Below are 23088 nucleotides of genomic sequence, written 5' to 3'. Positions count from 1 at the left end.
AACTCGCACCATGCTGACCGTCCTCACCGCACCGTCCATCCATCCCGAAATCGAGACGATCGATCGCGATCCGGGCATCATCACACTCCTCGCCGCCCTCGTCCGCGCCGGACGCACGGCCGCCGGTCAGGCCCGCGCCTTCCACGAGGGGGCCAGCCGCCTGTCCTTCTCCGCGACCGCGTGGCCCTATCACCGCTGAGCCGGTGATCCCGGCCCTTTCCACGACGACCACCCGAGACCGAACCAGGGTCCGCCGCCGTTCCTGCGCGTCGATGGGCCCTGTTTCGCACGTGATCGCGCACTCAATCCGATAACGGGAAGCGGGCGCCGTAGCCCGGTCTCGCCTCAGGCGGCGTGTCGTCGCGCCACGACCGCGGCGGCCTCGGCCGCGACCTCCGGCAGTTGCTCGAACGCGCCGGTCGCGCGCAGCACGCCCTCTGCGCCTGCGAGTGCTTTGGCCGCCAGTTCCAGTCCGAGGAAGCGCTCGCGCTCGAACGGACCGGGCATGTAAAGCCCTGCCGTCTTCTCCGGGGCGAAGCCGAAGCGGGCGTAGTAGGGCGCATCCCCCACCAGCAGCACGGCGCCATGGCCGAACGCCGCCGCTTCGGCGAGCGCGGCCCGCATCAGCGCTCCGCCGAGGCCGGTGCCCTGAACCTCCGGATCGACCGCGAGCGGGCCCAGCAGCAGGGCCGGCCGGCCGCAGCCGGTCTCGACATCCCACAGCCGGACGGTGCCGACGAGCTTCTCCCCCCGGACAGCCGAGAGGGCGAGGCCGCGCGCGGGAAGACGGCCCTCGCGAAGGCGCTGCGAGGTCTTCAGGAAGCGGCCGGGGCCGAAGCAGGCGTCGAGCAGGTGCTCGCGGGCCACGACATCGGAGGCGGTTTCATTGCGGATCTGGATCACGGCCGTACCCTCCCAGGTCGCTGAGAAGCGGGGGGAAACAGCCCTCGCACCCGCCGAGGCGGGCCGTCCGGGACACAACGACATGCGCGTCTCGTGAGACGCGCGGCACTTCTGGCGGAAGAGGCGTGAACGAAGCCTGACCGCGGCCGGCCCGCCGGAGCGGGACTGGCCTCCCGGTTCAGATCACGATCTGCTCGAGGGGCGGGAAGCCGTTGAAGGCGACCGCGGCATAGGTCGTGGTGTAGGCGCCCGCGCCCTCGATCCACACCTTGTCGCCGATCGAGAGGGAGACCGGCAGCGGGTAGTGGTTCTTCTCGTAGAGCACGTCGACCGAATCGCAGGTCGGGCCGGCGACGACGCAAGGGCTCATGCGATCCTCGTCGTGGTCGGTACGGATCGCGTAGCGGATCGACTCGTCCATGGTTTCGGCCAAGCCACCGAACTTGCCGATGTCGAGATAGACCCAGCGCACCTCGTCCTCGGCCTCCGACTTCTTGGAGACCAGCACGACTTCAGCCTCGATCAGGCCGGCATTGCCGACCATGCCGCGGCCCGGCTCGATGATCGTCTCCGGGATGCGGTTGCCGAAATGCTTGGTGAGCGCGCGGAAGATCGCGTCGCCGTAGGTTTCCACGCCCGGCACCTGCTTGAGGTACTTGGTCGGGAAGCCGCCGCCGAGGTTGACCATCGACAGGCCGATGCCGCGAAGCGCGCATTCCCGGAAGATCTCAGAGGCCGAGGCGAGCGCCCCGTCCCAGGCTTCCGTGTTGGCCTGCTGCGAACCGACATGGAACGAGACGCCGTAGGCATTGAGGCCGTGCCGGTGGGCGTGCTCCAGCACGTTCACCGCCATCTCCGGCTCGCAGCCGAACTTGCGCGAGAGCGGCCAGTCGGCGCCCGCGCCGTCGCAGAGGATACGGCAGAACACCTGCACCTCACCGGCCTCGATGCCGGCCGCCTCGCTCGCACGAACGATTTTCTCGACTTCGGCCTGGCAATCGACGGCGAAGAGGCGGATGCCGAGCTTGAGCGCGCGGACGACGTCGCGCTCCTTCTTGATGGTGTTGCCGAAGGAGATGCGGTCGGCGGTGGCGCCGGCGGCGAGCGCCATCTCGATCTCGGCCACGGATGCCGTGTCGAAGCAGGAGCCCATCTCGGCGAGCAGGCGCAGCACTTCCGCGGCCGGGTTCGCCTTCACGGCGTAGAACACGCGGGTGTCGGGCAGCGCGCGGGCGAAGGCCGTATAGTTGTCGCGCACGACATCGAGGTCGAGGACCATCACCGGGCCCTCGTCCCGGCCGAGGTCGCGGCGCGCGCGCAGGTAATCGCGGATGCGATCGGTCATTGGTCGTCCCCACCACAGGTTCGAGGCGCCGTCGAGGGCGCGAGATCGAATCGTGACGGTCCCGGAAGGACCGTCGGCGTCAGGGGGCGATGCGTCGCTTCCGCTTCGCGCTTTGGAGACGCGGAACGGTCAGCGGGCGCGAGAAGCACCCCGGAAGCTGCCGTGGATTGGATGGGGGAACCCCAACCGCACGCCGGGCAAGGATAAACAAGCCTCTTCGGTGTCGGCCTTTGGAGGGCCGACGAGACCAAAAAAGCCCGTTCGTCGTTGCTTTAAGCTGCGTCCCCCGTGGAGAGCGGGGTTCGCCGGTTTCGCCTCCGGCTGCCGGTTGTTGTTAGGGTCTGGTGTCACCACCCGGATGCCGGCCGTAGGGATCCACCCTTTACGACCATCGATCCTTTAAGACCCCTGGCGGCTGTCCGGCAGTTGACCGGATGCCCACCAACCGACACGCGGCCACAGGCACGTGCGAAATTGGGCAGGCGGCATATACGGCCGGGTGCTCTCGACCACAAGGGAAAAACGGGTCCGCTCCCCCCGATTTACGGCCGGATCGGACGAGACTTCGGCGCGGCGCGCGATTGTTGCGCAAAAGACGCAGCTCCGCATCGCACAAGCCCGGCTGGCCCCTTCCCAAGCCCGACCGAAGCGGCCATTGAACCGTGGCATTTCGGGATGGGATCATGATCCGCGCCAAAGGCCATCACGCCCCCAACGGCCCTGCCAAGCAGGCCGTGCCGACGGGCGTGCCCTCGCGGCGGGGCGTGATGTCCGGGCTGGCCGCCGCCGGCCTCGCCGCAGCCCTGCCGGCTTGCGCTGAAGAGGAGGCAAGGAGCCTTCCTTTCGAGCCCGGCATGGTCGAGCGCCGGGCACAGGCGCTCGCAGCGCAGCCCTTCGACGGCCGCTTCCCGCCGCTGCCGGCACCACTCGCGGGCCTCGATTACGACGGCTATCGCGACATCCGCTTCCGGAAGGACCATGCGTTGCTCGGCGAGGCCGGCGGGCCGTTCCGGCTTCAACTGTTTCACCGCGGCTTTCTCTATCCGCGCCCGGTCTCCGTGAGCCTCGTGCGCGACGGGATCTCCACGCCGATCCCGTACGATCCGGCTCTGTTCGATTTCGGCCGAACCCGGATCGAGGGGACGCTGCCGAGCGACCTGAACTTTGCCGGCATCCGCATCCACGCGCCACTGAACCGACCCGACCGCCTCGACGAACTCATCGTCTTCGCCGGTGCCAGCTACTTCCGTTTCCTCGGCCAGGACCAGCTCTACGGCCTCTCCGCCCGCGCTCTCGCGATCGGCACGGATTCCGACAAGGAGGAGTTTCCGTTCTTCCGCGCCTTCTTCATCGAGGTGCCGCCCGCGGATGCGAAGACGCTGACGATCCACGCCCTGCTCGACAGCCCCTCGGTGGCCGGCGCCTACCGCTTCACGGTCGAGCCGGGCCGAAACACGACCGTGCGGGTGAGCGCGACGCTCTACCCGCGGCAGGATCTGTCCTCCGTCGGTCTCGCGCCGCTGACCTCGATGTTCTTCATCAGCGAGACCGATCGCGGCCACAGCGACGATTACCGGCCGGAACTGCACGATTCGGACGGGCTCCAACTCGCCACCGGCGCCGGCGAATGGCTGTGGCGGCCGCTCGACAATCCGCAGGGCCGGCGGATCTCGACCTTCCTCGACCACGACCCCAAGGGGTTCGGGCTGATGCAGCGCGACCGCGACTTTGCCAGCTACCAGGATCTGGAAGCCGGCTACGAGCGGCGTCCCGGTTACTTCGTCGAGCCGGAGGGCGCCTGGGGCGAGGGCAGCGTCGTGCTGATGGAACTACCGACCGACAACGAGACCGCCGACAACGTCGTCGCCTTCTGGCGCCCGAAACAGCCCTATCCGGCGGGCAAGCCGGCGCGGCTCGCCTACACGATCCGCTCGCAGACGGGCGAGGATCTCCACCCGAACGGCAAGGTCATGAACACCTTCGTCGCCGAGCCCGCCGCGAGCGGCGCCGCGCGGCGGGCCGCGGACGCAGCCGCCCTGCGCAACCGGCGCTTCCTGATCGACTTCGGCGGTGGGGCGCTGGCAAAGCGTCTCGGCGATCCGGCGCCGCCCGAAGTCGTCGCCAGCGCCAGCCGGGGCCGGATCACCGCGACCTCGATCGTGCCGAACCCGCATGTCGGCGGGTTTCGCGTCGCCCTCGACGTGCAACTCGACGGGCCGGGCGCGACCGAATTGCGGGCCTATCTGAGACAGGACGATCAGGCTCTGACCGAGACATGGTCCTATCCCTGGAGCGTAGCGTGAGCACCCGCAGCGAGCGTATCGCCGCCCGCCTGCCGGTGGAGGTTCGGCCGGCCCGACTCGCCGACCTCGACGCGCTCGTCTCGCTCGAACACGCCGCTTTCAGCACCGACCAGGCCGAGCGCAGGGCGATCCGCCACGCGATCCGCTCGGTCAGCATGACCCTCCTCGTCGCCGTCGCGCGCGAGCGGGCAGAGGGCGGTGAGGTCGAGATCCTTGTCGGGGCCGCCACGACGGAGCGGCGGCGCACCAGCCGCGTTGCCCGGCTCTCGTCGCTCGCCGTCGCGCCCGCCCGCGCCGGCCTCGGGCTCGGGCGCCGCCTGCTCGAGGCCGCCGAGGCCGATGCCCGCGCCCATGGCTGCGAACGGCTACGCTTGGAGGTGCGGGCCGACAATGGCGGCGGCATCCGGCTCTACGAGCGGGGCGGCTATGCGCGCACCGGGACGAAATCGGACTACTACGAGGACGGCATGGAGGCGTGGTGCTACGAGAAGGCACTGCCGGAGGGGTAACGTTGGCTTGTGCACCGCAGCGCAGGTGCGCCAGCGCACTGGCGAACGGGTCGGCCAGATACAAGTTTCAGCCCACCCGAAGGCGGCTCTCGCGCCTGCACCGCAGCGTTTTTGAGAGCCGCTCCCTCTCGATAGAGTATCGAATGCCCTCAATCTTTGACCCGATCACGCTCGGCGCGTTGAAGCTGCCGAACCGTATTCTCATGGCCCCGCTGACCCGCGCCCGCTCGACGCGGACCCACGTTCCGACGCCGCTGATGGGCGAGTATTACGCGCAGCGCGCCAATGCCGGCCTCATCATCTCCGAGGCCACCGGTATCAGCCAGGAGGGGCTTGGCTGGCCCTACGCGCCGGGAATCTGGTCCGATGAGCAGACCGAGGCCTGGAAGCCGGTGGTGAAGGCCGTGCACGACGCGGGCGGGCGCATCGTCTGCCAGCTCTGGCACATGGGCTACCTCGTCCATTCCGATTTCCTCGGCGGCGAGGCGCCGGTCGCCCCCTCGGTCGCCACCGCGCCCGACGAGGCGCACACCTACGACGGCAAGAAGCCCTACAGCCAAGCGCGGGCGCTGCGCGAGGACGAGATTCCGCGGCTCATCGCCGATTACGAGCGCGCGGCGAAGAACGCTGTCGCGGCAGGCTTCGACGGCGTGCAGATCCACGCGGCGAACGGCTACCTGCTCGACGAGTTCATCCGCGACGGCAGCAACAAGCGCAGCGACCGCTACGGCGGCTCGGTGGAGAATCGTGTGCGGCTGGTGACGAAGGTGGCGCAGGCGGTGGCCGGCGTGGTCGGCGGGGACCGCACCGGCATCCGCTTCTCGCCCAACGGCCCGATCCAGGGCGTTGACGATTCCAATCCGCACGAGGTCTTCGGCTTGGCCGCCGAGATGATGGAGCGCGCCGGCCTCGCCTTCATCGAGATGCGCGAGCCGGGTCCGGACGGCACCTTCGGCAAGGCGACGGTGGCGCCGGTGGCGCCCGTCATCAAGGAGCGCTTCGGCGGTCCGGTCATCCTCAACTGCGACTATGACGGCGAGCGCGCCAAGCAAGCGGTTGCCTCGGGCGAGGCGGACGCCATCGCCTTCGGCCGGCCCTACATCGCCAATCCCGATCTGGTCGAGCGCATCGCCAAGGGCCTGCCCTTCGCCAAGGACGACATGAAGACTTGGTACAGCCAGGGGCCGGAAGGCTACGTCGATTACCCGGCGCTGTCGCAGAAGGCGGCGTAAGGCGAGCGCCGGCCCGCCGGGCCGGCGTCGAACGATCGAAGGCAGGAGGCGGTCCCACGCAAGCGGGGCCGCCTTCCGCCGTCTTGCAGGCCCACGTCTTGGAGAGGCCCGATCCCGTGAGCGCCAGGACCCCGGAGGACGCTGCGGCTGCCCGTTACCGCCTCGTCGCCTTCGACTTCGACGGCACGCTCGCCGACACCTTTCCCTGGTTCTGCGCCAACCTCAACGACGTGGCCGCGCGCTACCGCTTCCGCCGGGTCGAGGCGAGCGAGTCCGAACGGATGCGGGGCTTGAGCGCACGGGCGATCCTGAAGGATCTCCGCATTCCCGCTTGGAAGGTCCCGCTGATCGCCCGTCACATGCGCGCGCTCGCGACCCGCGACGCCCCTCAGATGCGGCTGTTTGCCGGCATTTCGGAGATGCTCGCGGGGCTCGATGCGGCGGGGTTCACACTGGCCGTCGTGAGTTCCAACAGCGAGGCGAATGTCCGCTGTGCTCTCGGCGCGTCGGCCGGTGACATCCGGCACTATGCCTGCGGTGCCTCGCTGTTCGGCAAGGCGCGCCATCTGCGCGCGGTCGCGCGGGCGGCGGGCATCGATCCCGCGGCGATGCTGGCGGTGGGCGACGAGATCCGCGACGCGGACGCGGCGGCGCAGGCCGGATGTGCCTTTGCCGCGGTGGCCTGGGGCTACAACAGCCCCGCGGCTCTGGCCGGTACGAGGCCGGCCTTCCTGTTCGCCGAGCCGGACGCGGTTGCGCGGGCCCTGGTGGGCCCGCCCGGACGCCCTTACTGACCGGCGCGGGCGCCGGGGACGACCGAGGCGCCGGCGCCGCTGCCGAACGGCTCGTAGCGGGTCAGGCCGCGGAAGAGCTGGCTGATGAATGCACGGTCGGAGCCGCTGGCCGGCGTAGTGCGCTCGATGAAGTCGAACACGCGTCCGTCCTGCAGGCCGTAGAGCGCGACGCGCTCCACCTTCATGCCGGCGTTGAAGTAGACCGCCGTGACCTTCTGGTCCTCGATCTGCTCGCCGAGGAACATCACTGTGCGGCGGGTGTTCTGGCTGATGTAGTACCAGGACTTGTTGCCGACCGTGGAGACGGTGGACGGGGTGCCGAGGATCTGCAGCACCTGTTCGGCACCCATGCCCGGCTTCACCGTGGCCAGGGCCGCCTGATCGATCTGATAGCCGTGGCGGATATCCTCGCCGATGCAGCCTGATACGCCGATCGCGACGGAGCCGAGAACGGCCGCGCGGGCAAGCGACGAGACGAGACGGCGCGACATCGGCCCCCCTGATTTCCAGCCAAAAAGGGCCTGCATCCGCGGCGCGTTTCAACTCGCGCGTCTTCGGACTTGCACCCTGGTCCGCGGTTGCCGTACCGCGGGGTTATGGCTTTGACAAGGCAAGCTCGGCCACAGCGTCGGCACATGCGGTGGGACCGAACCCATCACCGTGGATATCGGATCCGCGGAGATGGGTTCGGCCTCGATCTTCGCATCGTCTGCTTCCGAAAGCCGGCCGCCACCTTTCAGGACGACGCACGATGATCGCGGGCTTATTCCGCCGCGCCGACCGGCGGCGGCGGACGATCCAGTCGCTGCATCGGACAATCGGCGAGGCCGCACGCCGGCCCGGCCTCTATACGGCGCTCGGCGTGCCCGACACCGTGGAGGGCCGGTTCGAGGCGTTGAGCCTGCACGTCATCCTCGTGCTGCGCCGCCTCGGCCAGTTGCCGCCGCCGGCCGCGGACGTGGCGCAGGATCTGGTCGATTCCGTCTTCATGCAGCTCGACTCCGAGCTGCGCGAACTCGGCATCGGCGACATGGGCGTGCCCAAGCGCATCAAGAAGCTCGGTGCCTCGTTCTACGCCCGCGCCGGGGCCTACGGCGCTGCGCTCGATGCGGGCGACCGGGCCGGGCTGGCCGAAACCCTCGCCCGCAACGTCCTCAACGGCGTCGAACCCGATGCCGCTCGGCCGCTGGCCTCCTATGTCGAGGCCGCCGCCGCCGCGCTGGGGGCCCAAGATCTCGACGGCCTGCTCGGCGAGGGGCCGCGTTTCCCGGAGCCCGTCGGCGCGACCGCGGCAGACGATTCAGGAGACCATCGATGACGCCGAAGCCGCAGGGGCCGCTCTCCCGCTCCGTCAACGTCGAGCGCCTGCCCAAGGACCGCGCCGAGATCGTCGTCGAGGCGAATCCGGCCGAGTGCGAGGCGCTGGCCCGCGACTTCAAGATCCCCGCCCTTCGCGACCTCGTCGGCCGCTTCACCTTGAGCGGTTCGCTGACCCGGCTGCGCGCCGAGGGCCGGGTCGAGGCCGTGGTGACCCAGGTTTGCACCGTGACGCTGGAGCCGTTCGAGGCGAAGGTCTCCGAGCCCGTCGAAATCGACTTCACCAATGCCGACATCCTGGAGGACACCGACGCCGAGGATGTCGATCTCCCCGATCCGATCGTGAACGGGCGCGTCGATTTCGGCGTGCTGACCGCGGAATTCCTGGCGCTCGGCCTCGATCCCTACCCGCGCAAGCCCGGCGTCGCCTTCGATGCGGTCACGGTCGGCGAGGACCCGCTGCCGTTCTCCGATCTCGCGGCACTGCGGGCCAAGCTCGGTGGGGACAAGGGTTGATCGATGGGCCACCAGCCCTCCGGTGAGCCTCATCGCGACGATGGGTGAGTTTTTGTTTGCCCGGCGGGGCGCTGCCGCTATTTTGCGCCGCCGATTCCGGGGCCTGTGATGCCCCTTCACGCTCGCTGCCCGCCGGCTTGCCCCGCGGCGTCCCGAAGGAACCATGTCGAACCGCGTTTGCATCTCGCTCGACGCCATGGGCGGCGATCACGGCCCCACGACCGTGGTGCCCGGTGCGGCCATCGCCCGTGAGCGCCACCCCGAACTCCATTTCATCCTGTTCGGTGACGAGGCGGTGGTGCGCCCCCTGGTCGAGGCCGAGCCGCGCCTGACCGGCGCCGTCGAGATCCGCCACACCACGGTCTCGATCGCCATGGACGACAAGCCGAGCCAGGCGGTGCGCCAGGGTCGGGGCAAGTCCTCGATGTGGCGGGCGATCCAGGCGGTGCGCGACGGCGAGGCCCAGGCCGCGGTCTCGGCCGGCAACACCGGCGCCTTGATGGCGATGTCGAAGATCTGCCTGAAGACCATGGCCGGCATCGAGCGCCCGGCCATCGCCTGCCTGTGGCCGACGGTGCGCGGCGAGAGCGTGGTGCTCGATGTCGGCGCCACCATCGGCACCGATGCGGAGCATCTCGTCGAGATGGCGGTGATGGGCTCGGCCATGGCCCGGATCGTCCTCGACGTCGAGCGCCCGACAGTCGGCCTGCTCAATGTCGGCACCGAGGAGATGAAGGGCAACGAGGCCGTGAAAGAGGCCGCCCGCCTCCTGCGCGAGTCGGAGCTGGCCAATTTTTCGTATCACGGCTTCGTCGAGGGTAACGATCTCGGCCGCGGCACCACGGATGTCGTGGTGACGGAAGGCTTCACCGGCAACATCGCCCTCAAGACGGCCGAGGGCACGGCCAAGCAGATCGCCTCCTATCTGAAGGCGGCGATGGGGCGGACCCTCTCGGCCAAGATCGGCTACCTGTTCGCGCGCCAAGCTTTCGCGGCTTTGCGCGAAAAAATGAACCCGAGCCGGGCCAATGGCGGCGTGTTCCTCGGGTTGGAGGGCATCGTCATCAAGAGCCACGGCTCGGAGAACGCGCAAGGCTTCGCCGCCGCCGTCGATCTTGCCCACGACATGGCGCGTTACGACCTGATGCGAACGATCCGGGACATGCTGGAGCAGACGCCCGCGGTCGCCGCCGGGCTCGAAGCCGGCTTGGTCGAGAAGTGAGCTTGGCAGAGAAGTGAGAGAGGGACGGATCTGATGGCGCATCGGCGCTCCGTCGTGGTCGGCTGCGGGGCGTACCTGCCCGAAACCGTCGTCACGAACACAGACCTCGCCGAGCGCGGGATCGAAACCTCCGACGAGTGGATCGTCCAGCGCACCGGCATCCGGCAGCGCCACATCGCGCGCGTCGACGAGACGACCTCGGTGCTCGGCACCCGCGCGGCGCTCGCGGCCCTCGACGATGCCGGGCTCTCGCCCGCGGACATCGATCTCGTGATCTGCGCGACCTCGACGCCCGATCACACCTTCCCCTCCACCGCCACCCAGATTCAGGCGGCGCTCGGCATCGAGGGTGGCTTCGCCTTCGACCTCCAGGCGGTCTGTGCCGGCTTCGTCTACGCGGTATCCACCGCCGACCGCTACCTCGCGACGGGCGGGGCCAAGCGCGCCCTCGTCATCGGCGCCGAGACCTTCTCGCGGCTGCTCGACTGGGAGGACCGCACCACCTGCGTGCTGTTCGGCGACGGCGCGGGCGCCATCGTGCTGGAGGCCCGCGAGGGCGAGGGGACGAGTGCCGACCGCGGCGTGCTCTCGAGCTGCCTGCGCTCGGACGGCCGCCACCGGGCCAAGCTCTACGTCGATGGCGGGCCCGGCTCGACCGGTACCACCGGCAAGCTGCGCATGGAGGGCCGCGAGGTGTTCCGCTTCGCCGTCGGTTCCGTCACCGACGTGATCGAGGAGGCGTTCCGCGCCTCGGGCACCACCGCCGACGACCTTGCGTGGTTCGTGCCGCACCAAGCCAACCGCCGGATCATCGAGGCCTCCGCCGACAAGCTCGGCATCGCCCGCGAGAAGGTGGTGCTCACGGTCGATCGGCACGGCAACACGTCGGCCGCCTCGATTCCCCTGGCGCTAGACGCCGCCCGCCGCGACGGGCGCATCCGCGAGGGCGACCTCGTGATGATCGAGGCGATCGGCGGCGGATTCACCTGGGGCGCCGCGCTGATCCGCTGGTAGGCGAAAGGCCACGGGGCGGGCCTGGATTCCTGTCAACCGCAAGGTTCTGTTGACCGTCGCCCCTCTGCCGATTAGCGTGTTCGATCATAGAGATACACGGCGGGATCCTGTGTCGAGGGACCCGCACGGCATTTGAGCAGAGGCTGCATCCGCGCGTCCTGAGAAGGACGGTGCGGTTGTCGAGCAACTCGGCCGGAAGGGGGAGCGCATGGCAGGCAAGACGGTCACACGCGCCGATTTGAGCGAGGCCGTCTACCAGCAGGTCGGCCTGTCGCGGGCCGAATCGGCGGCCCTGGTCGAGACGGTGCTCGCCGAGATCTGCACCTGCCTGTCCGCGGGCGAGACGGTGAAACTGTCCTCGTTCGGCTCCTTCGTCGTGCGCTCCAAGGGCAAGCGCATCGGCCGCAACCCGAAGACCGGCGTCGAGGTCGAGATCGAGCCGCGGCAGGTGATGGTGTTCAAGCCCTCGAACGTGCTCAAGGCCCGCATCAATGGCGGCCACGTCAACGGGCTCGATATGGATGAGGACGAGTGACCCGGCCAAGCCGCTCCGGTCCTGTCCCGCACAATCTGGTTTGAGGCGCTGCCATGGGACTGCCGTTGGAATCGCCCGCCCTTGTTTCTCCCGCCGGTGACGAGCGGGGCGAGAAGAGTCCCGGCGCCTTCCGCACCATCACCGAGGTGTCCGAGGAACTCGGCGTTCCGCAGCATGTCCTGCGCTTCTGGGAGAGCCGGTTCAGCCAGATCAAGCCGACGAAGCGGGCCGGTGGCCGGCGCTACTATCGGCCGGAGGATGTCGATCTCATCAGGGGCGTGAGCTGCCTGCTGCGCGGAAAAGGCTACACGATCCGCGGGGCGCAGCGCGTCCTCAAAGAGAACGGCGTGCGCTTCGTCCAGGCGCTCGGCCGGGGCGAGGCTGAGGTCGGCGCACCGACCGGTATCGACCGGGACGAGGAGAGCGTCGAGGCCGCCGCCTCGGATCGTCGGGCGCTCGAGGGGGCGCTCGCCGAATTGCGCGCCTGCCGAGCTCTGCTCGCCGGCCTCGACGAGGCGGATCACGAAGCCGCCTGAGGCGGACCGACGGCCGCGATCGAAACGCGAAAACTCGCTTGCGCACAAGGCATTGGCCGGCCTCGCGGATTTCGGCCCGCTTGCGTGATGCGAGCTGAACTTTACCGGTGGATCGGCGTTGAGGCGCCATGGCTCCCCCTCGCTCCCGGATGTCTCCGACCCAGGAACTCATCGCCCGCGTGATGCGGATCGTGCGCGCCTGCCCGGAAGCTGCCAACGAGGTTCTGGAATTGATGTTCCTCGTCAGCCAGATCGAGGCCGCAACGACGGTCGATCGGGAGTACCGTGACGCGCGGCGGGTCATCAGCCGGCTGCGGGCGCCGCTCTGGGATATGGGCCCGGCCGACCGGGAGACGCTGCTCAAGGCCGCCGATACCATCCGCCGCGCCTGCGATCTAGGCGATGGGGACATTCCGGCTGCACCCTTCGCCGATCTCGGCGAGCGCGAGCGCGTCGAGAAGGCGTTGACTCAGGCGCTCGCCGGCCAGCTCGATGACGCGCAGATTGCGCGGGTGGCCGGCACGGTCGCCGCCGCGCTGCAGCACTGAGCAGGCGCCGCTTCCGGCAAGGTTCGGTTAGCAAGATTCGAAGGCACAAGCCTCGACGCGGGCCGCGGCCCTCCCCACATCGTCGTTGGCGCCCGGCGGCTCTCCGGCGGGTTGCCTGACGACGCTCGAGGAAACGCCGATGGATCTGCCGACCACTGCCACGAGACCGGCCACGAGACCGATTGCGGCGCTGCCCGCCGCCTTCGCCGCCGCCTGGCTTTGTCTCGCCGGGCCCGCCCTTGCGCAGACCACCGTCACCAAGAGCGAGACCGTGCCCGCCGGCAAGCAGGCTCGTCTCGTCATCGTGCCGAACCTGAAGAAGGATTGCTCTGCCGGTCCGATGCCCGAGATCAAGGTGGTGACGCCACCGAAATCCGGTTCGCTCATCACGAAGGCTGGCAAGCTGAAGACGCCGGCCAAGTACCGCTGCCCCAACAAGGACGCCGAGGTTCAGGCGATCTTCTACCAGCCCAACGGCGGCTATACGGGCTCCGACGGGGTCGTAGTGGAGATCAAGAACTCCGATGGCGAAATCGAGAAGCGCGACATTCGCATCACCGTCGGCAAGGACGATAAGTCCAAGGACGAGAAGAAAAGCGGCACCGATCTCTGATCGGATGAACCATTTCGTGCGTCGTCATGCTGCGATGCAGCAATTCTGACGTATTTCAGGGGCTTCCGGTCTTCGGCCGGAGGTTTCTGCCTCCGGTCCGGGGCCGGTCAAGCTCGGGCTAAATCCCGGCCAGCTTTGAGTGTGTCCCGTTTCACACGCAAGGCGGCGCTCCTGTGGGCGGTGCGACAAAACCCGCAATGTCAGTTGCGTTCGACCCGAGACAGGATGAAGCTGTCATCAGCCTGAAGGGGGTGTTCGAATGCCGCTGCACTCGACGAACGACCTGTTCCAGAGCTTCGCTCGCGGCTATGAAGCGCGCCGCGACACGGAGATGACGCTCTCCGAGTATCTCGAGGCCTGCCGCGACAACCCGCTGATGTATGCCTCCGCCGCCGAGCGCATCCTCGATGCGATCGGCCAGCCGGAGATGGTGGATACCGCCCGCGACGCTCGCCTCGGCCGGGTGTTCATGAACCGCACGATCCGGGTCTACCCGGCCTTTGCCGAGTTCTACGGTATGGAGGAGACGATCGAGCGGATCGTCTCGTTCTTCCGCCACGCCGCGCAGGGGTTGGAGGAGCGCAAGCAGATCCTCTACCTGCTCGGCCCCGTCGGCGGCGGCAAGTCGTCGCTCGCCGAGCGCCTCAAGGCGCTGATGGAGGTCCACCCGGTCTACGTGCTGAAGGCCGGCGACGAAGTCTCTCCGGTCTTCGAGAGCCCGCTCGGCCTGTTCGATCCCGAGGTCATGGGACGCGAGATCGAGGAGCGCTTCGGCATCCCGCGCCGCCGCCTCACCGGCCTGATGAGCCCCTGGGCCCTGAAGCGCCTCGACGAGTTCGACGGCGACATCTCCCGCTTCAAGGTGATCAAGGTCCGGCCCTCGCGCCTGCGCCAGATCGCCATCGCCAAGACCGAGCCGGGCGACGAGAACAATCAGGACATCTCCTCGCTGGTCGGCAAGGTCGATATCCGACGCCTTGAAACACTCTCGCAGGCCGATCCGGACGCCTATTCCTACTCGGGCGGCCTCAACCGGGCGAACCAGGGCGTTCTCGAATTCGTCGAGATGTTCAAGGCGCCGATCAAGATGCTGCATCCCCTGCTCACCGCGACGCAGGAGGGCAACTATGTCGGCACCGAGAATATCGGCGCGATCCCCTTCACCGGTGTGATCCTGGCGCACTCGAACGAGGCCGAGTGGCAGTCGTTCAAGACCAACAAGAACAACGAAGCCTTCATCGACCGCATCTACGTCATCAAGGTGCCCTACTGCCTCCGGGTGACGGAAGAGCAGCGCATCTACGAGAAGCTGATCTCAAGCTCCGAGCTCTCCACCGCCGCCTGCGCGCCGGGCACGCTGGAGATGCTGGCCCGCTTCTCGGTGCTCTCGCGTCTGCGCGAGCACGCCAACTCCAACTTGTTCTCGAAGATGCGGGTCTACGACGGCGAGAGCCTTCGCGAGGTCGATCCCCGCGCCCGCTCGATGCAGGAATACAAGGATACCGGCGGCGTCGACGAAGGCATGGACGGGATCTCGACCCGCTTCGCCTTCAAGGTGCTGGCCGCGACCTTCAATCACGACACCACCGAGGTCTCGGCCGATCCGGTCCACCTGATGTACGTGCTGGAACAGGCGATCCGGCGCGAGCAACTGCCGCCGGAGACCGAGAAGCGCTACATCGAGTTCATCAAGACCGAGCTGGCGCCGCGCTACGCCGAGTTCATCGGCCACGAGATCCAGAAGGCCTATCTCGAATCCTACCACGATTACGGACAGAACCTGTTCGACCGCTACATCGACTACGCGGACGCCTGGATCGAGGATCAGGACTTCAAGGATGCCGAGACCGGCCAGCTCCTCAACCGTGAGCTCCTGAACCAGGAACTGACCAAGATCGAGAAGCCCGCCGGCATCGCCAACCCCAAGGATTTCCGCAACGAGGTGGTAAAGTTCGCGCTGCGCTCCCGGGCGCAGTACGGCGGGCGCAACCCGTCCTGGACGTCCTACGAGAAGTTGCGCGAAGTGATCGAACGGCGGATGTTCTCTCAGGTCGAGGAACTGCTGCCCGTGATCTCCTTTGGATCCAAGAAGGACAGCGACACCGAAAAGAAGCACGGCGAGTTCGTCGATCGCATGACCGATCGTGGCTACACCGAACGGCAGGTTCGGCGGCTCGTGGAATGGTACATGCGGGTGAAGCAGGCGGGTTGAAGCCGAGCCCTTCGGCATCCGCCGCCGCACTTCCGCACCTTTGTCCCCGAGCGGGGACGTGAGACTTGAAGGCGCTGAGCGACCCCGGATGCACATCGTCGACCGTCGGCTCAATCCAGGTGGGAAGAGCCTCCCGAACCGCCAACGCTTCCTGCGCCGGGTCAAGGACGTCGCACAGCGCGCGGTTCGGGAATCCGCCCGAGAAAAGGATATCAAGAACCTCGGCAAGGACGGGCGCATCACCGTGCCCGGCGACGGGGTGCGCGAGCCGCGCTTCTCGCGCCAGCCGGGCACGGGCCATCAGGATTACATCCTGCCCGGCAACAAGACCTACGTGGAGGGCGACCGCATCGAGCGCCCGCCGGGCGGCGGGGGTGGCGGCGGCTCCGGCGAGGGCGGGGACGGCGGCGAGAATGGCGAGGACGCCTTCCACTTCGTCCTGACGCGCGAGGAATTCCTCGACCTCTTCCTCGAAGATCTTGAACTGCCCGATCTCGCCAAAAGGCGGCTGGCGGTGGTCGAGACCGAGGGCCTGCGCCGGGCCGGCTACACCGTCTCGGGTTCGCCGGCCAACCTCGCCCTGTCGCGCACTTTGCGCAACTCCATGTCCCGGCGCATCGCCCTCAAGCGGCCGAAGCTGGAGGAGGTGGCGGCGTTGGAAGCGGAGATCGCCGCGGCCGAGGTCGCGAACGATCCGCGCCTGCCTGATCTGCAACTTAAGCTGCTCGGCTTGCGCGAGCGCTCCAAGCGCATCCCCTACGTCGATCCGATCGACCTGCGCTTCCGCCGGTTCGAGCCCTATCCAAAGCCGATCGCCCAGGCCGTGATGTTCTGCCTGATGGACGTCTCGGGCTCGATGACCGAGCACATGAAGGATCTGGCCAAGCGCTTCTACATCCTGCTGCACATCTTCCTGACGCGCCGCTACAAGCACGTCGAGATCGTCTTCATCCGCCACACCGATAAGGCGGCCGAGGTGGACGAGGAGACCTTCTTCCGCTCCCGCGAGACCGGCGGCACGCTGGTCTCCTCGGCGCTCGCCGAGATGAAGCGCATCGTCACCGAGCGATACTCGCCGGACGACTGGAACATCTACGCCGCGCAGGCCTCCGACGGCGACAACGTCTCCTCCGACGGGCCGACCTCGACGGAATTGCTGCGGGCGCACATCCTGCCGGCCTGCCAGCACTTCGCCTATCTCGAAGTCGGCGACGAGAACGGCCCGCGTGCCGGCTTCGTCGAGCACCGCACCACCCTGTGGCGGACCTACGAGGCCCTGGCCAAGGCCGGCGAACCGCTCGCCATGCGCAAGGTGAACCACCGCCGCGACATCTACCCCGTGTTCCGCGAGCTGTTCGGTCGCAAGGATGCGCGGGCGGAGGCGTGAGCCAGCGATCGCCCTTCCGTCAGGAGGGGCGACACAGCGTCGAAGAGAAGGGCCGACATGGTCGCGAGCCTGAGCCGCACGAAGTCGACGGCGCCCAAACCGGGCGAGCTGTTGTTTTCCGGCAATGACTGGGACTTCGAGACGATCCGGCGCATCCACGATGCCTGCGAGGCGGTGGCGGGGCCCGAACTCGGCCTGTCGTGGTACCCGAACCAGATCGAGATCATCACCGCCGAGCAGATGCTCGATGCCTATGCCTCGATCGGCATGCCGCTGTTCTACAAGCACTGGTCCTTCGGCAAGCACTTCGCCCAGCAGGAGGCGAGCTACCGTCGCGGCCTGATGGGGCTCGCCTACGAGATCGTCATCAACTCCGATCCGTGCATCTCCTACGTCATGGAGGAGAACACGGCGACGATGCAGACGCTGGTGATCGCCCACGCCGCCTTCGGGCATAACCACTTCTTCAAGAACAACTATCTGTTCCGGCAGTGGACCGATGCCGAGGGCATCCTCGACTACCTGGACTTTGCCAAGAGCTACATCGCCCGCTGCGAGGAGCGCTACGGGCATCAGGCGGTCGAGCACGTGCTCGACGCCGCCCACGCGCTGATGAGCCAGGGCGTCCACCGCTATCCCCGCAAGAAGCGGCCGGATCTGGCGAGCGAGCAGCGCCGGGAGCGCGAGCGCGAGGAGCACGGCGAGCAGATCTACAACGATCTCTGGCGCACCCTGCCGGCCAAGACCGGCGGACAGAAGGGCGACCCGGCGCTGGAGCGGCGCCGGGCGCTGCTCGAACTGCCGCAGGAGAACATCCTCTATTTCCTGGAGAAGGTCGCACCCCGTCTGCGGCCCTGGCAGCGCGAGATCCTGCGCATCGTCCGCCTCGTGGCGCAGTATTTCTACCCGCAGCGTCAGACCAAGGTGATGAACGAGGGCTGCGCCACCTACTGCCACTACCGGATCATGAACGCGCTCTCGCAGAAGGGGCAGCTCAGCGAGGCGGCCTATCTCGAATTCCTGCAATCGCACACCAACGTCATCCGCCAGCCGACCTTCGATGACCGCTCCTTCGGCGGCCACAACCCCTACGCCTTGGGGTTTGCCATGATGCAGGACATCGCCCGCATCGTGGAGCAGCCGAGCGACGAAGACCGCGAGTGGTTCCCCGACATCGCCGGCCGCGGTGACGCCATGGGCGTGCTGCGCGACTGCTGGGAGAACTACCGCGACGAGAGCTTCATCGCGCAGTTCCTGAGCCCGAAATTGATGCGCGACATGCGGCTGTTCCACGTGACCGACGATCCCGACGAACCGGAGATGCGCGTGGAGGCGATCCACGACGAGCGCGGCTACCGCAAGATGCGGCGCTCCTTCGCCCGGCAGTACGACGTGGCGTGGCTCGACCCCGACATCGAGGTGGTGGACGTCGATCTGGAGGGCGATCGCCGGCTCATCCTCCACCACAAGGCGCTCAACCGCATCACCCTGCAGCGGGAGGATGCCCGCCGCGTGCTCCAGCACCTCGCCGATTTGTGGGGCTACGACGCGGTGCTGAAGGAGGTCGATCCGGCCACCGGCGCGGTGCTGGTCGAGCACTCCGCGAGCGCGCGGCCGATCTTCTTCTGATTTTTTGTCCCATCCGACCGCTCCGATCCTCATCTTTGGCGGCGGCGCGGGGCACCCTCTCGAAGAATCATCCAAGATTCGGGTGGGATTCGGCGCATCCTTCGAGAACGCTTCGCGGCCGCTCGGGACGAGGCCGCGGGCCGGAATGGGCGATGGATACGGCGCTCAAAGCGAAAGGATCGCGACCTCCGCGTCGCGCGCCTGCGCCGTGAAGCGGACTCGCCCCCCGTCCAATGCCGCGCCGCCGCCCGCGATCAGCGCCAGCGCCGCCGGGTAGAGCCGGTGCTCCTGCACGATCACCCGGGCACTCAGCGTGTCGGCGTCGTCGCCCGGCAGCACCGGCACGGCGGCCTGCGCCACGATCGGCCCGGCATCGAGTTCCGGCACGACGTAATGCACGGTGCAGCCGTGCAGCCGCACACCCGCCTCCAAGGCGCGCTCGTGGGTGTGCGTGCCCTTGAACAGCGGAAGCAGCGAGGGGTGGATGTTGATCATCCGACCCGTCCAGGCCTCGACGAAGGCATCTGTGAGGATGCGCATGAAGCCGGCGAGCACGATCAGCTCGATGCCCGCTTCGTCCAGCTCCGCCTGGAGCGCGGCGTCAAAGCTCGTCCGGTTGGGAAACGCCTTGTGGTCGATGGCGCGGGCCGGGATGCCGGCCTCCCGCGCCCGGTCGAGGCCGGCGGCGTCGGGGCGGTTCGAGAGCACGAGCACGATCTCGGCCGGATAGTCCGGCGCGCGCGCCGCCTCGATCAGCGAGGCCATGTTCGAGCCGCGGCCCGAGATCAGGATCGCGACGCGCTTCTTCGTCACCGGAGCGCTCACAGGGCGAGCTGCCCCTTGAACGTCACCGGCTCCGTGCCTCGCTCGGTGATGTGCCCGAGCCGCACCGGTGCCTCGCCGGCCTCGGTCAGCGCGTCCGCCACGGCATCGGCCGCGTCGGCGGCGGCGACCACAACCATGCCGATGCCGCAGTTGAAGGTGCGCAACATCTCGGATTCGGCGACGCCGCCCTCGCGCGCCAGCCAGCCGAAGACCGGCGGTACGGCAATCGCCGAGAGGTCGATCGCGATGCCGACACCGTCGGGCAGGACGCGGGGGAGGTTGTCGGGGAAACCGCCGCCGGTGATGTGGGCGAGCGCCCGGATGCCGCCGGCCCGCTTCAGCGCGGCGAGCAGCGGCTTCACGTAGATCCGGGTCGGCTCCAGCAGCGCTTCGCCCAAGGTCCGGCCGGGCGCGAACGGCGCGTCGGCGTCGTAGCCGAGGCCGGTCTTGGCCACGATCCGTCGCACCAGGGAGAAGCCGTTCGAGTGGACGCCCGAGGAGGGCAGGCCGAGCACGACGTCGCCGGGCAGGATGCCGGGGCGCGGCAGCAGCGTGCCGCGCTCGGCCGCGCCCACCGAGAAGCCGGCCAGATCGTAGTCGGCGCCGTCGTAGAGGCCGGGCATCTCGGCGGTCTCGCCGCCGATCAGCGCGCAGCCCGCCTGCCGGCAGCCTTCCGCGATGCCGCGCACGATGTCGGCGCCGACGCCCGGCACCAGCTTTCCGGTGGCATAGTAGTCGAGGAAGAACAGGGGTTCCGCGCCCTGCACGATGATGTCGTTGACGCACATCGCCACGAGATCGATGCCGATCGTGTGGTGGCGTCCGGTCTCGATCGCGATCTTCACCTTGGTGCCGACGCCGTCGTTGGCGGCGACCAGGATCGCATCCTTGAAGCCGGCCGCCTTGAGGTCGAACAACCCGCCGAAGCCGCCGATCTCGGCATCGGCGCCCGGCCGGCGCGTGGCGCGCACCAGCGGCTTGATCGTCTCGACGAGCGCGTTGCCCGCGTCGATGTCGACGCCGGCCTGCGCGTAGGTGAGCCCGTTTCCGTCCTGCGCCGTCATCGCCGCCCCGTCGTCCGGTAATCGCTGATCATGCCAAAACCCGCTGCCACATCGCGGCGCGCTTGGCCACCGTCACCGGCATGGGAGGGCCCGTTCGGGCACAGCATCATTCCGTGCCGTGGGCGAAAAGCGCCCCGAACAGGCTCGCAGAACGGTCCAGCCCCGCTGGCGTGAGCCGAACCGACCGTGCCTTCTCGGCGGGATCGAAGATCAGTCCCTTGGCGTGAAGTCGGCCGAGTGCGTCCCAGGAGTGCTCCTTCCAGGCGCGGTCGCCGTCGTGCAGCGTGAGCCGAAGCAGGGCCAAAACCGCGGCGTCGATCCGTTCGGTGTCCTCGGTGTCCATGGCGTCCTGTCTCCCTTGAAGTGAGGCGGCTATCGAACGCCCTCCCGCCGCGTGCGGCAAGGTTCGCCTTACAGGACCCGCCTTGACCGGGCGTGCCACGCTTCCCACTGTCCGCCCGGACGAATTCGCGGGGGACGGCATCTCGATGCGTGGGCGGGCAATCATCGGGCTCTCGATCCTCGGGGTCGTCGTCTTCCTGCTCTACGAGCTGCGCGAGGTGATGCTGCCCTTCGTAGCGGGGCTGGCGCTGGCCTACCTGCTCGATCCGTTGGCCGACCGGCTGGAACGGCTCGGCCTCGGGCGGCTTGCTGCGACCCTGCTGATCCTGGCCGGATTCGTCGTCGGGTTCGTGGTGCTGCTCATCATCGTGGTGCCGCTGGCTGCCGGGCAGATCGCCTCGCTCGTCAATTCCTTGCCGACCATGGTCGGGCGCCTGCAGAGCATACTCGTGGAGCGGGCCGGGCCGCTGCTCCAGCGCGTCGGCGGCAGCGAGGTCGTCAACGAGCTGCAATCCTCCGTCGGCACGCTGGTGGGGCAGGGCGGGGCGTGGTTCCTGGCCTTCCTGAAGTCGCTCTGGACCGGGAGCCAGGCCCTCGTCTCCATCGCTTCGCTGCTCGTCGTCACGCCGGTCGTCGCCTTCTACGTGCTGCACGACTGGGACCGGATGATCGCTGCCCTCGACGGCTGGGTGCCCCCGCGCCACCGCCCGACGGCGCGGCGGCTCGCGGGCGAGATCGACGGGGCGGTGACCGGCTTCGTGCGGGGGCAAAGCCTCGTCTGCCTGATCCTCGGCTCGTTCTACGCGATCGGCCTGTTCCTCGTCGGGCTGAACTTCGGCGTGTTGATCGGGATGATCTCGGGCTTCCTCACCTTCATCCCCTATGTCGGCACGCTCACCGGCTTCATGCTCTCGGTCGGCGTCGCTCTGGTGCAATGGTGGCCCACCGGCGATTGGCTGCATATCGGGCTCACCGTCGGCGTGTTCCTCGTCGGGCAGTTCCTGGAGGGCAACGTGATCTCGCCCAAGCTCGTGGGCGACTCGGTCGGCCTCCATCCGGTCTGGCTGATGTTCGCGCTGCTGGCCTTCGGCTCTCTGTTCGGCTTCCTCGGTCTCATCCTTGCCGTGCCGGTCGCCGCCTCGATTGGTGTCGTCGTGCGCTTCGGCATCGAGCGCTACCTCGAGAGCAAACTCTACCGGGGCGACGGGCCGCTGCTGATCGGGGAATCTGGGAACGCGACGCTGCCCGCCCGCGACTGATCGCGCGACGCCACGGAGAATCCGGCGTCGACGATCCTTCCCGATGGCCGGCAAGGGCCGTGCGGGCGTCGGCCGGTGTCGAGCAACTTGGTGTAAGGTGCGAGGATGCGCGACACAGCTCCCCCGCAGCAGCTCACCTTCGACCTGCCGCTCGATCCGCGCTTCGGCGCCGAGGATTTCCTCGTCAGCCCCTCGAACGAGGAGGCCTACGCCCTGATCGAGGCGTGGCCCGACTGGCCCGACACCGTGTTCCTGCTCCGCGGCCCGCCCGGCAGCGGCAAGAGCCATCTCGCCTCGATCTGGGCGACGCGGGCGCAAGCCTGGACGGTCTCTGCCGCCGACGTCACGATGGATCGGGGTTCCCATCTCATCTCCAACGGCGCCCTGGTGATCGAGGACGTGGAGCGCGAGGCTGGCCGCGATGAGTCAGCCCTGTTCCATCTCCTCAACCTCGCCCGCGAGCGCCGCTTTCCGGTGCTGCTCACGGCCTGCGGGCCGGTGGACGGCTTCGGGCTCAAGGTCGCCGACCTGCGCTCGCGGCTGCGGCTCGCCCCCGGCGCCGAGATCGGCCCGCCCGACGACGCGCTGCTGAAAGCGGTGATCGTCAAGCTGTTCGCCGACCGGCAGCTCGGCATCGACACCTCGGTGGTCGATGCCCTGGCCCTGCGCATCGATCGCTCGCTGGCCCGCGTCCGCGAGGTCGTGGCCGAACTCGACCGCGACGCGCTCGGCCGCCGCCGCCGCATCACCCGGCCGCTCGCGCTCGCCGTCCTCGACCGGATGGAGGCCGCCGCCGGGGGCGAGGAGGGGCAAGAGGCGGAAGGCGAGGCGGAAGACGACGTGGACGTGTTGTGAGACGCCCCTTCGTTGTCACGAAACCGTCAAACCGGTTCGGCCGCCCTATGTTAGGGACCCGCGCAGCAGAGCAGGGGGCGGAGCCGTTCCCGGTCGCATCGTGACCGGGACGCGCTTTCGAGCGGAAG

At 68.4% G+C, this 23088-nt stretch carries 24 protein-coding genes; 18 read left to right on the top strand and 6 right to left on the bottom strand.

Going from position 1 to position 23088, the window contains the following annotated elements:
- The first annotated feature begins 10 nt into the window (after window positions 1–10).
- A complete protein-coding gene (locus J2W78_RS18775) occupies window positions 11–199 on the top strand; it encodes a hypothetical protein (protein ID WP_003604239.1) in 189 nt (62 codons plus the stop codon).
- Window positions 200–345: 146 nt separating this feature from the next.
- Here J2W78_RS18775 and J2W78_RS18770 read toward each other — a convergent pair whose 3' ends face one another.
- Together J2W78_RS18770 and J2W78_RS18765 are read right to left on the bottom strand one after the other, a co-directional pair.
- Window positions 346–903, bottom strand: a complete 558-nt coding sequence (locus tag J2W78_RS18770) for a GNAT family N-acetyltransferase (protein WP_253372958.1) — start codon at window positions 901–903, stop codon at window positions 346–348.
- 178 nt (window positions 904–1081) lie between these two features.
- Window positions 1082–2248, bottom strand: a complete 1167-nt coding sequence (locus J2W78_RS18765; RefSeq protein ID WP_253372956.1) for a type III PLP-dependent enzyme — start codon at window positions 2246–2248, stop codon at window positions 1082–1084.
- 683 nt (window positions 2249–2931) lie between these two features.
- Between J2W78_RS18765 and J2W78_RS18760 the strand changes: the two genes are divergently transcribed.
- The 4 genes from J2W78_RS18760 to J2W78_RS18745 all read left to right on the top strand — a co-directional run bounded on the left by J2W78_RS18760 (window position 2932) and on the right by J2W78_RS18745 (window position 7086).
- Window positions 2932–4551 carry a glucan biosynthesis protein G gene (locus tag J2W78_RS18760; protein WP_253372954.1) on the top strand — a complete coding sequence of 540 codons (1620 nt, stop codon included), beginning with the start codon at window positions 2932–2934 and terminating at the stop codon, window positions 4549–4551.
- Window positions 4524–5060 (top strand): GNAT family N-acetyltransferase, encoded by a 537-nt coding sequence (locus J2W78_RS18755; protein ID WP_253372952.1) that lies wholly within the window; start codon window positions 4524–4526, stop codon window positions 5058–5060. The genes J2W78_RS18760 and J2W78_RS18755 overlap by 28 nt, the downstream gene beginning before the upstream one ends.
- A gap of 143 nt (window positions 5061–5203) precedes the next feature.
- Window positions 5204–6292, top strand: a complete 1089-nt coding sequence (locus tag J2W78_RS18750; RefSeq protein ID WP_253372950.1) for an alkene reductase — start codon at window positions 5204–5206, stop codon at window positions 6290–6292.
- Window positions 6293–6390: 98 nt separating this feature from the next.
- Window positions 6391–7086 (top strand): HAD hydrolase-like protein, encoded by a 696-nt coding sequence (locus tag J2W78_RS18745; RefSeq protein ID WP_253372948.1) that lies wholly within the window; start codon window positions 6391–6393, stop codon window positions 7084–7086.
- Here the strand turns inward: J2W78_RS18745 and J2W78_RS18740 are convergent.
- Window positions 7080–7577 carry an outer membrane protein assembly factor BamE gene (locus tag J2W78_RS18740; protein ID WP_253372946.1) on the bottom strand — a complete coding sequence of 166 codons (498 nt, stop codon included), beginning with the start codon at window positions 7575–7577 and terminating at the stop codon, window positions 7080–7082. The two genes, J2W78_RS18745 and J2W78_RS18740, sit on opposite strands and share 7 nt — an antisense overlap.
- Before the next feature lie 260 nt (window positions 7578–7837).
- On the opposite strand from J2W78_RS18740, the gene J2W78_RS18735 reads away from it, so the two are divergent.
- The 11 genes from J2W78_RS18735 (at window position 7838) to J2W78_RS18685 (ending at window position 18615) form a co-directional block, all read left to right on the top strand.
- Window positions 7838–8404 carry a ubiquinol-cytochrome C chaperone family protein gene (locus J2W78_RS18735; protein ID WP_253372945.1) on the top strand — a complete coding sequence of 189 codons (567 nt, stop codon included), beginning with the start codon at window positions 7838–7840 and terminating at the stop codon, window positions 8402–8404.
- Window positions 8401–8919 (top strand): YceD family protein, encoded by a 519-nt coding sequence (locus J2W78_RS18730; protein WP_253372943.1) that lies wholly within the window; start codon window positions 8401–8403, stop codon window positions 8917–8919. The genes J2W78_RS18735 and J2W78_RS18730 overlap by 4 nt, the downstream gene beginning before the upstream one ends.
- 163 nt (window positions 8920–9082) lie before the next feature.
- Window positions 9083–10141 (top strand): phosphate acyltransferase PlsX, encoded by a 1059-nt coding sequence (gene plsX / locus J2W78_RS18725; protein ID WP_253372941.1) that lies wholly within the window; start codon window positions 9083–9085, stop codon window positions 10139–10141.
- A gap of 33 nt (window positions 10142–10174) precedes the next feature.
- Window positions 10175–11155: a beta-ketoacyl-ACP synthase III gene (locus J2W78_RS18720; RefSeq protein WP_253372939.1), complete on the top strand. Its 981-nt coding sequence runs from the start codon at window positions 10175–10177 to the stop codon at window positions 11153–11155.
- Between the two features lie 208 nt (window positions 11156–11363).
- Window positions 11364–11690, top strand: coding sequence for an integration host factor subunit alpha (locus J2W78_RS18715; RefSeq protein WP_253372937.1), 327 nt, complete (start codon window positions 11364–11366; stop codon window positions 11688–11690).
- A gap of 53 nt (window positions 11691–11743) precedes the next feature.
- The gene (locus tag J2W78_RS18710; RefSeq protein WP_253372936.1) at window positions 11744–12226 is read left to right on the top strand and encodes a MerR family transcriptional regulator; all 483 of its coding nucleotides are present in this window, start codon (window positions 11744–11746) and stop codon (window positions 12224–12226) included.
- 128 nt (window positions 12227–12354) lie between these two features.
- Window positions 12355–12774: a hypothetical protein gene (locus J2W78_RS18705; RefSeq protein WP_253372934.1), complete on the top strand. Its 420-nt coding sequence runs from the start codon at window positions 12355–12357 to the stop codon at window positions 12772–12774.
- Window positions 12775–12913: 139 nt separating this feature from the next.
- Entirely contained in the window at window positions 12914–13387 is a 474-nt protein-coding gene (locus tag J2W78_RS18700) for a 4-aminobutyrate aminotransferase (RefSeq protein ID WP_253372932.1), read from the top strand.
- A gap of 259 nt (window positions 13388–13646) precedes the next feature.
- Window positions 13647–15599, top strand: coding sequence for a PrkA family serine protein kinase (locus tag J2W78_RS18695; RefSeq protein ID WP_253372930.1), 1953 nt, complete (start codon window positions 13647–13649; stop codon window positions 15597–15599).
- 88 nt (window positions 15600–15687) lie between these two features.
- The gene (locus tag J2W78_RS18690; RefSeq protein WP_253372928.1) at window positions 15688–16986 is read left to right on the top strand and encodes a YeaH/YhbH family protein; all 1299 of its coding nucleotides are present in this window, start codon (window positions 15688–15690) and stop codon (window positions 16984–16986) included.
- Between the two features lie 57 nt (window positions 16987–17043).
- Window positions 17044–18615, top strand: coding sequence for a SpoVR family protein (locus J2W78_RS18685; RefSeq protein WP_253372927.1), 1572 nt, complete (start codon window positions 17044–17046; stop codon window positions 18613–18615).
- Between the two features lie 165 nt (window positions 18616–18780).
- On the opposite strand, the gene purN is transcribed toward J2W78_RS18685, so the two are convergent.
- The 3 genes from purN to J2W78_RS18670 form a co-directional block, all read right to left on the bottom strand.
- Window positions 18781–19440, bottom strand: a complete 660-nt coding sequence (gene purN / locus J2W78_RS18680; protein ID WP_253372925.1) for a phosphoribosylglycinamide formyltransferase — start codon at window positions 19438–19440, stop codon at window positions 18781–18783.
- On the bottom strand, window positions 19437–20504 hold the full coding sequence (purM, locus tag J2W78_RS18675) for a phosphoribosylformylglycinamidine cyclo-ligase (RefSeq protein ID WP_253372923.1): 1068 nt from the start codon (window positions 20502–20504) through the stop codon (window positions 19437–19439). The genes purN and purM overlap by 4 nt, the downstream gene beginning before the upstream one ends.
- Window positions 20505–20610: 106 nt before the next feature.
- Window positions 20611–20847 (bottom strand): DUF6429 family protein, encoded by a 237-nt coding sequence (locus J2W78_RS18670; RefSeq protein WP_253372921.1) that lies wholly within the window; start codon window positions 20845–20847, stop codon window positions 20611–20613.
- Window positions 20848–20992: 145 nt separating this feature from the next.
- Between J2W78_RS18670 and J2W78_RS18665 the strand changes: the two genes are divergently transcribed.
- Together J2W78_RS18665 and J2W78_RS18660 are read left to right on the top strand one after the other, a co-directional pair.
- Entirely contained in the window at window positions 20993–22105 is a 1113-nt protein-coding gene (locus J2W78_RS18665; protein WP_253374084.1) for an AI-2E family transporter, read from the top strand.
- Window positions 22106–22210: 105 nt separating this feature from the next.
- Entirely contained in the window at window positions 22211–22960 is a 750-nt protein-coding gene (locus tag J2W78_RS18660) for a hypothetical protein (RefSeq protein WP_253372919.1), read from the top strand.
- Window positions 22961–23088 lie beyond the last annotated feature (128 nt).

The organism is Methylorubrum extorquens, from assembly GCF_024169925.1.
Classification (GTDB): domain Bacteria; phylum Pseudomonadota; class Alphaproteobacteria; order Rhizobiales; family Beijerinckiaceae; genus Methylobacterium; species Methylobacterium extorquens_A.
This window is presented reverse-complemented; position numbering and strand designations above follow the sequence as displayed.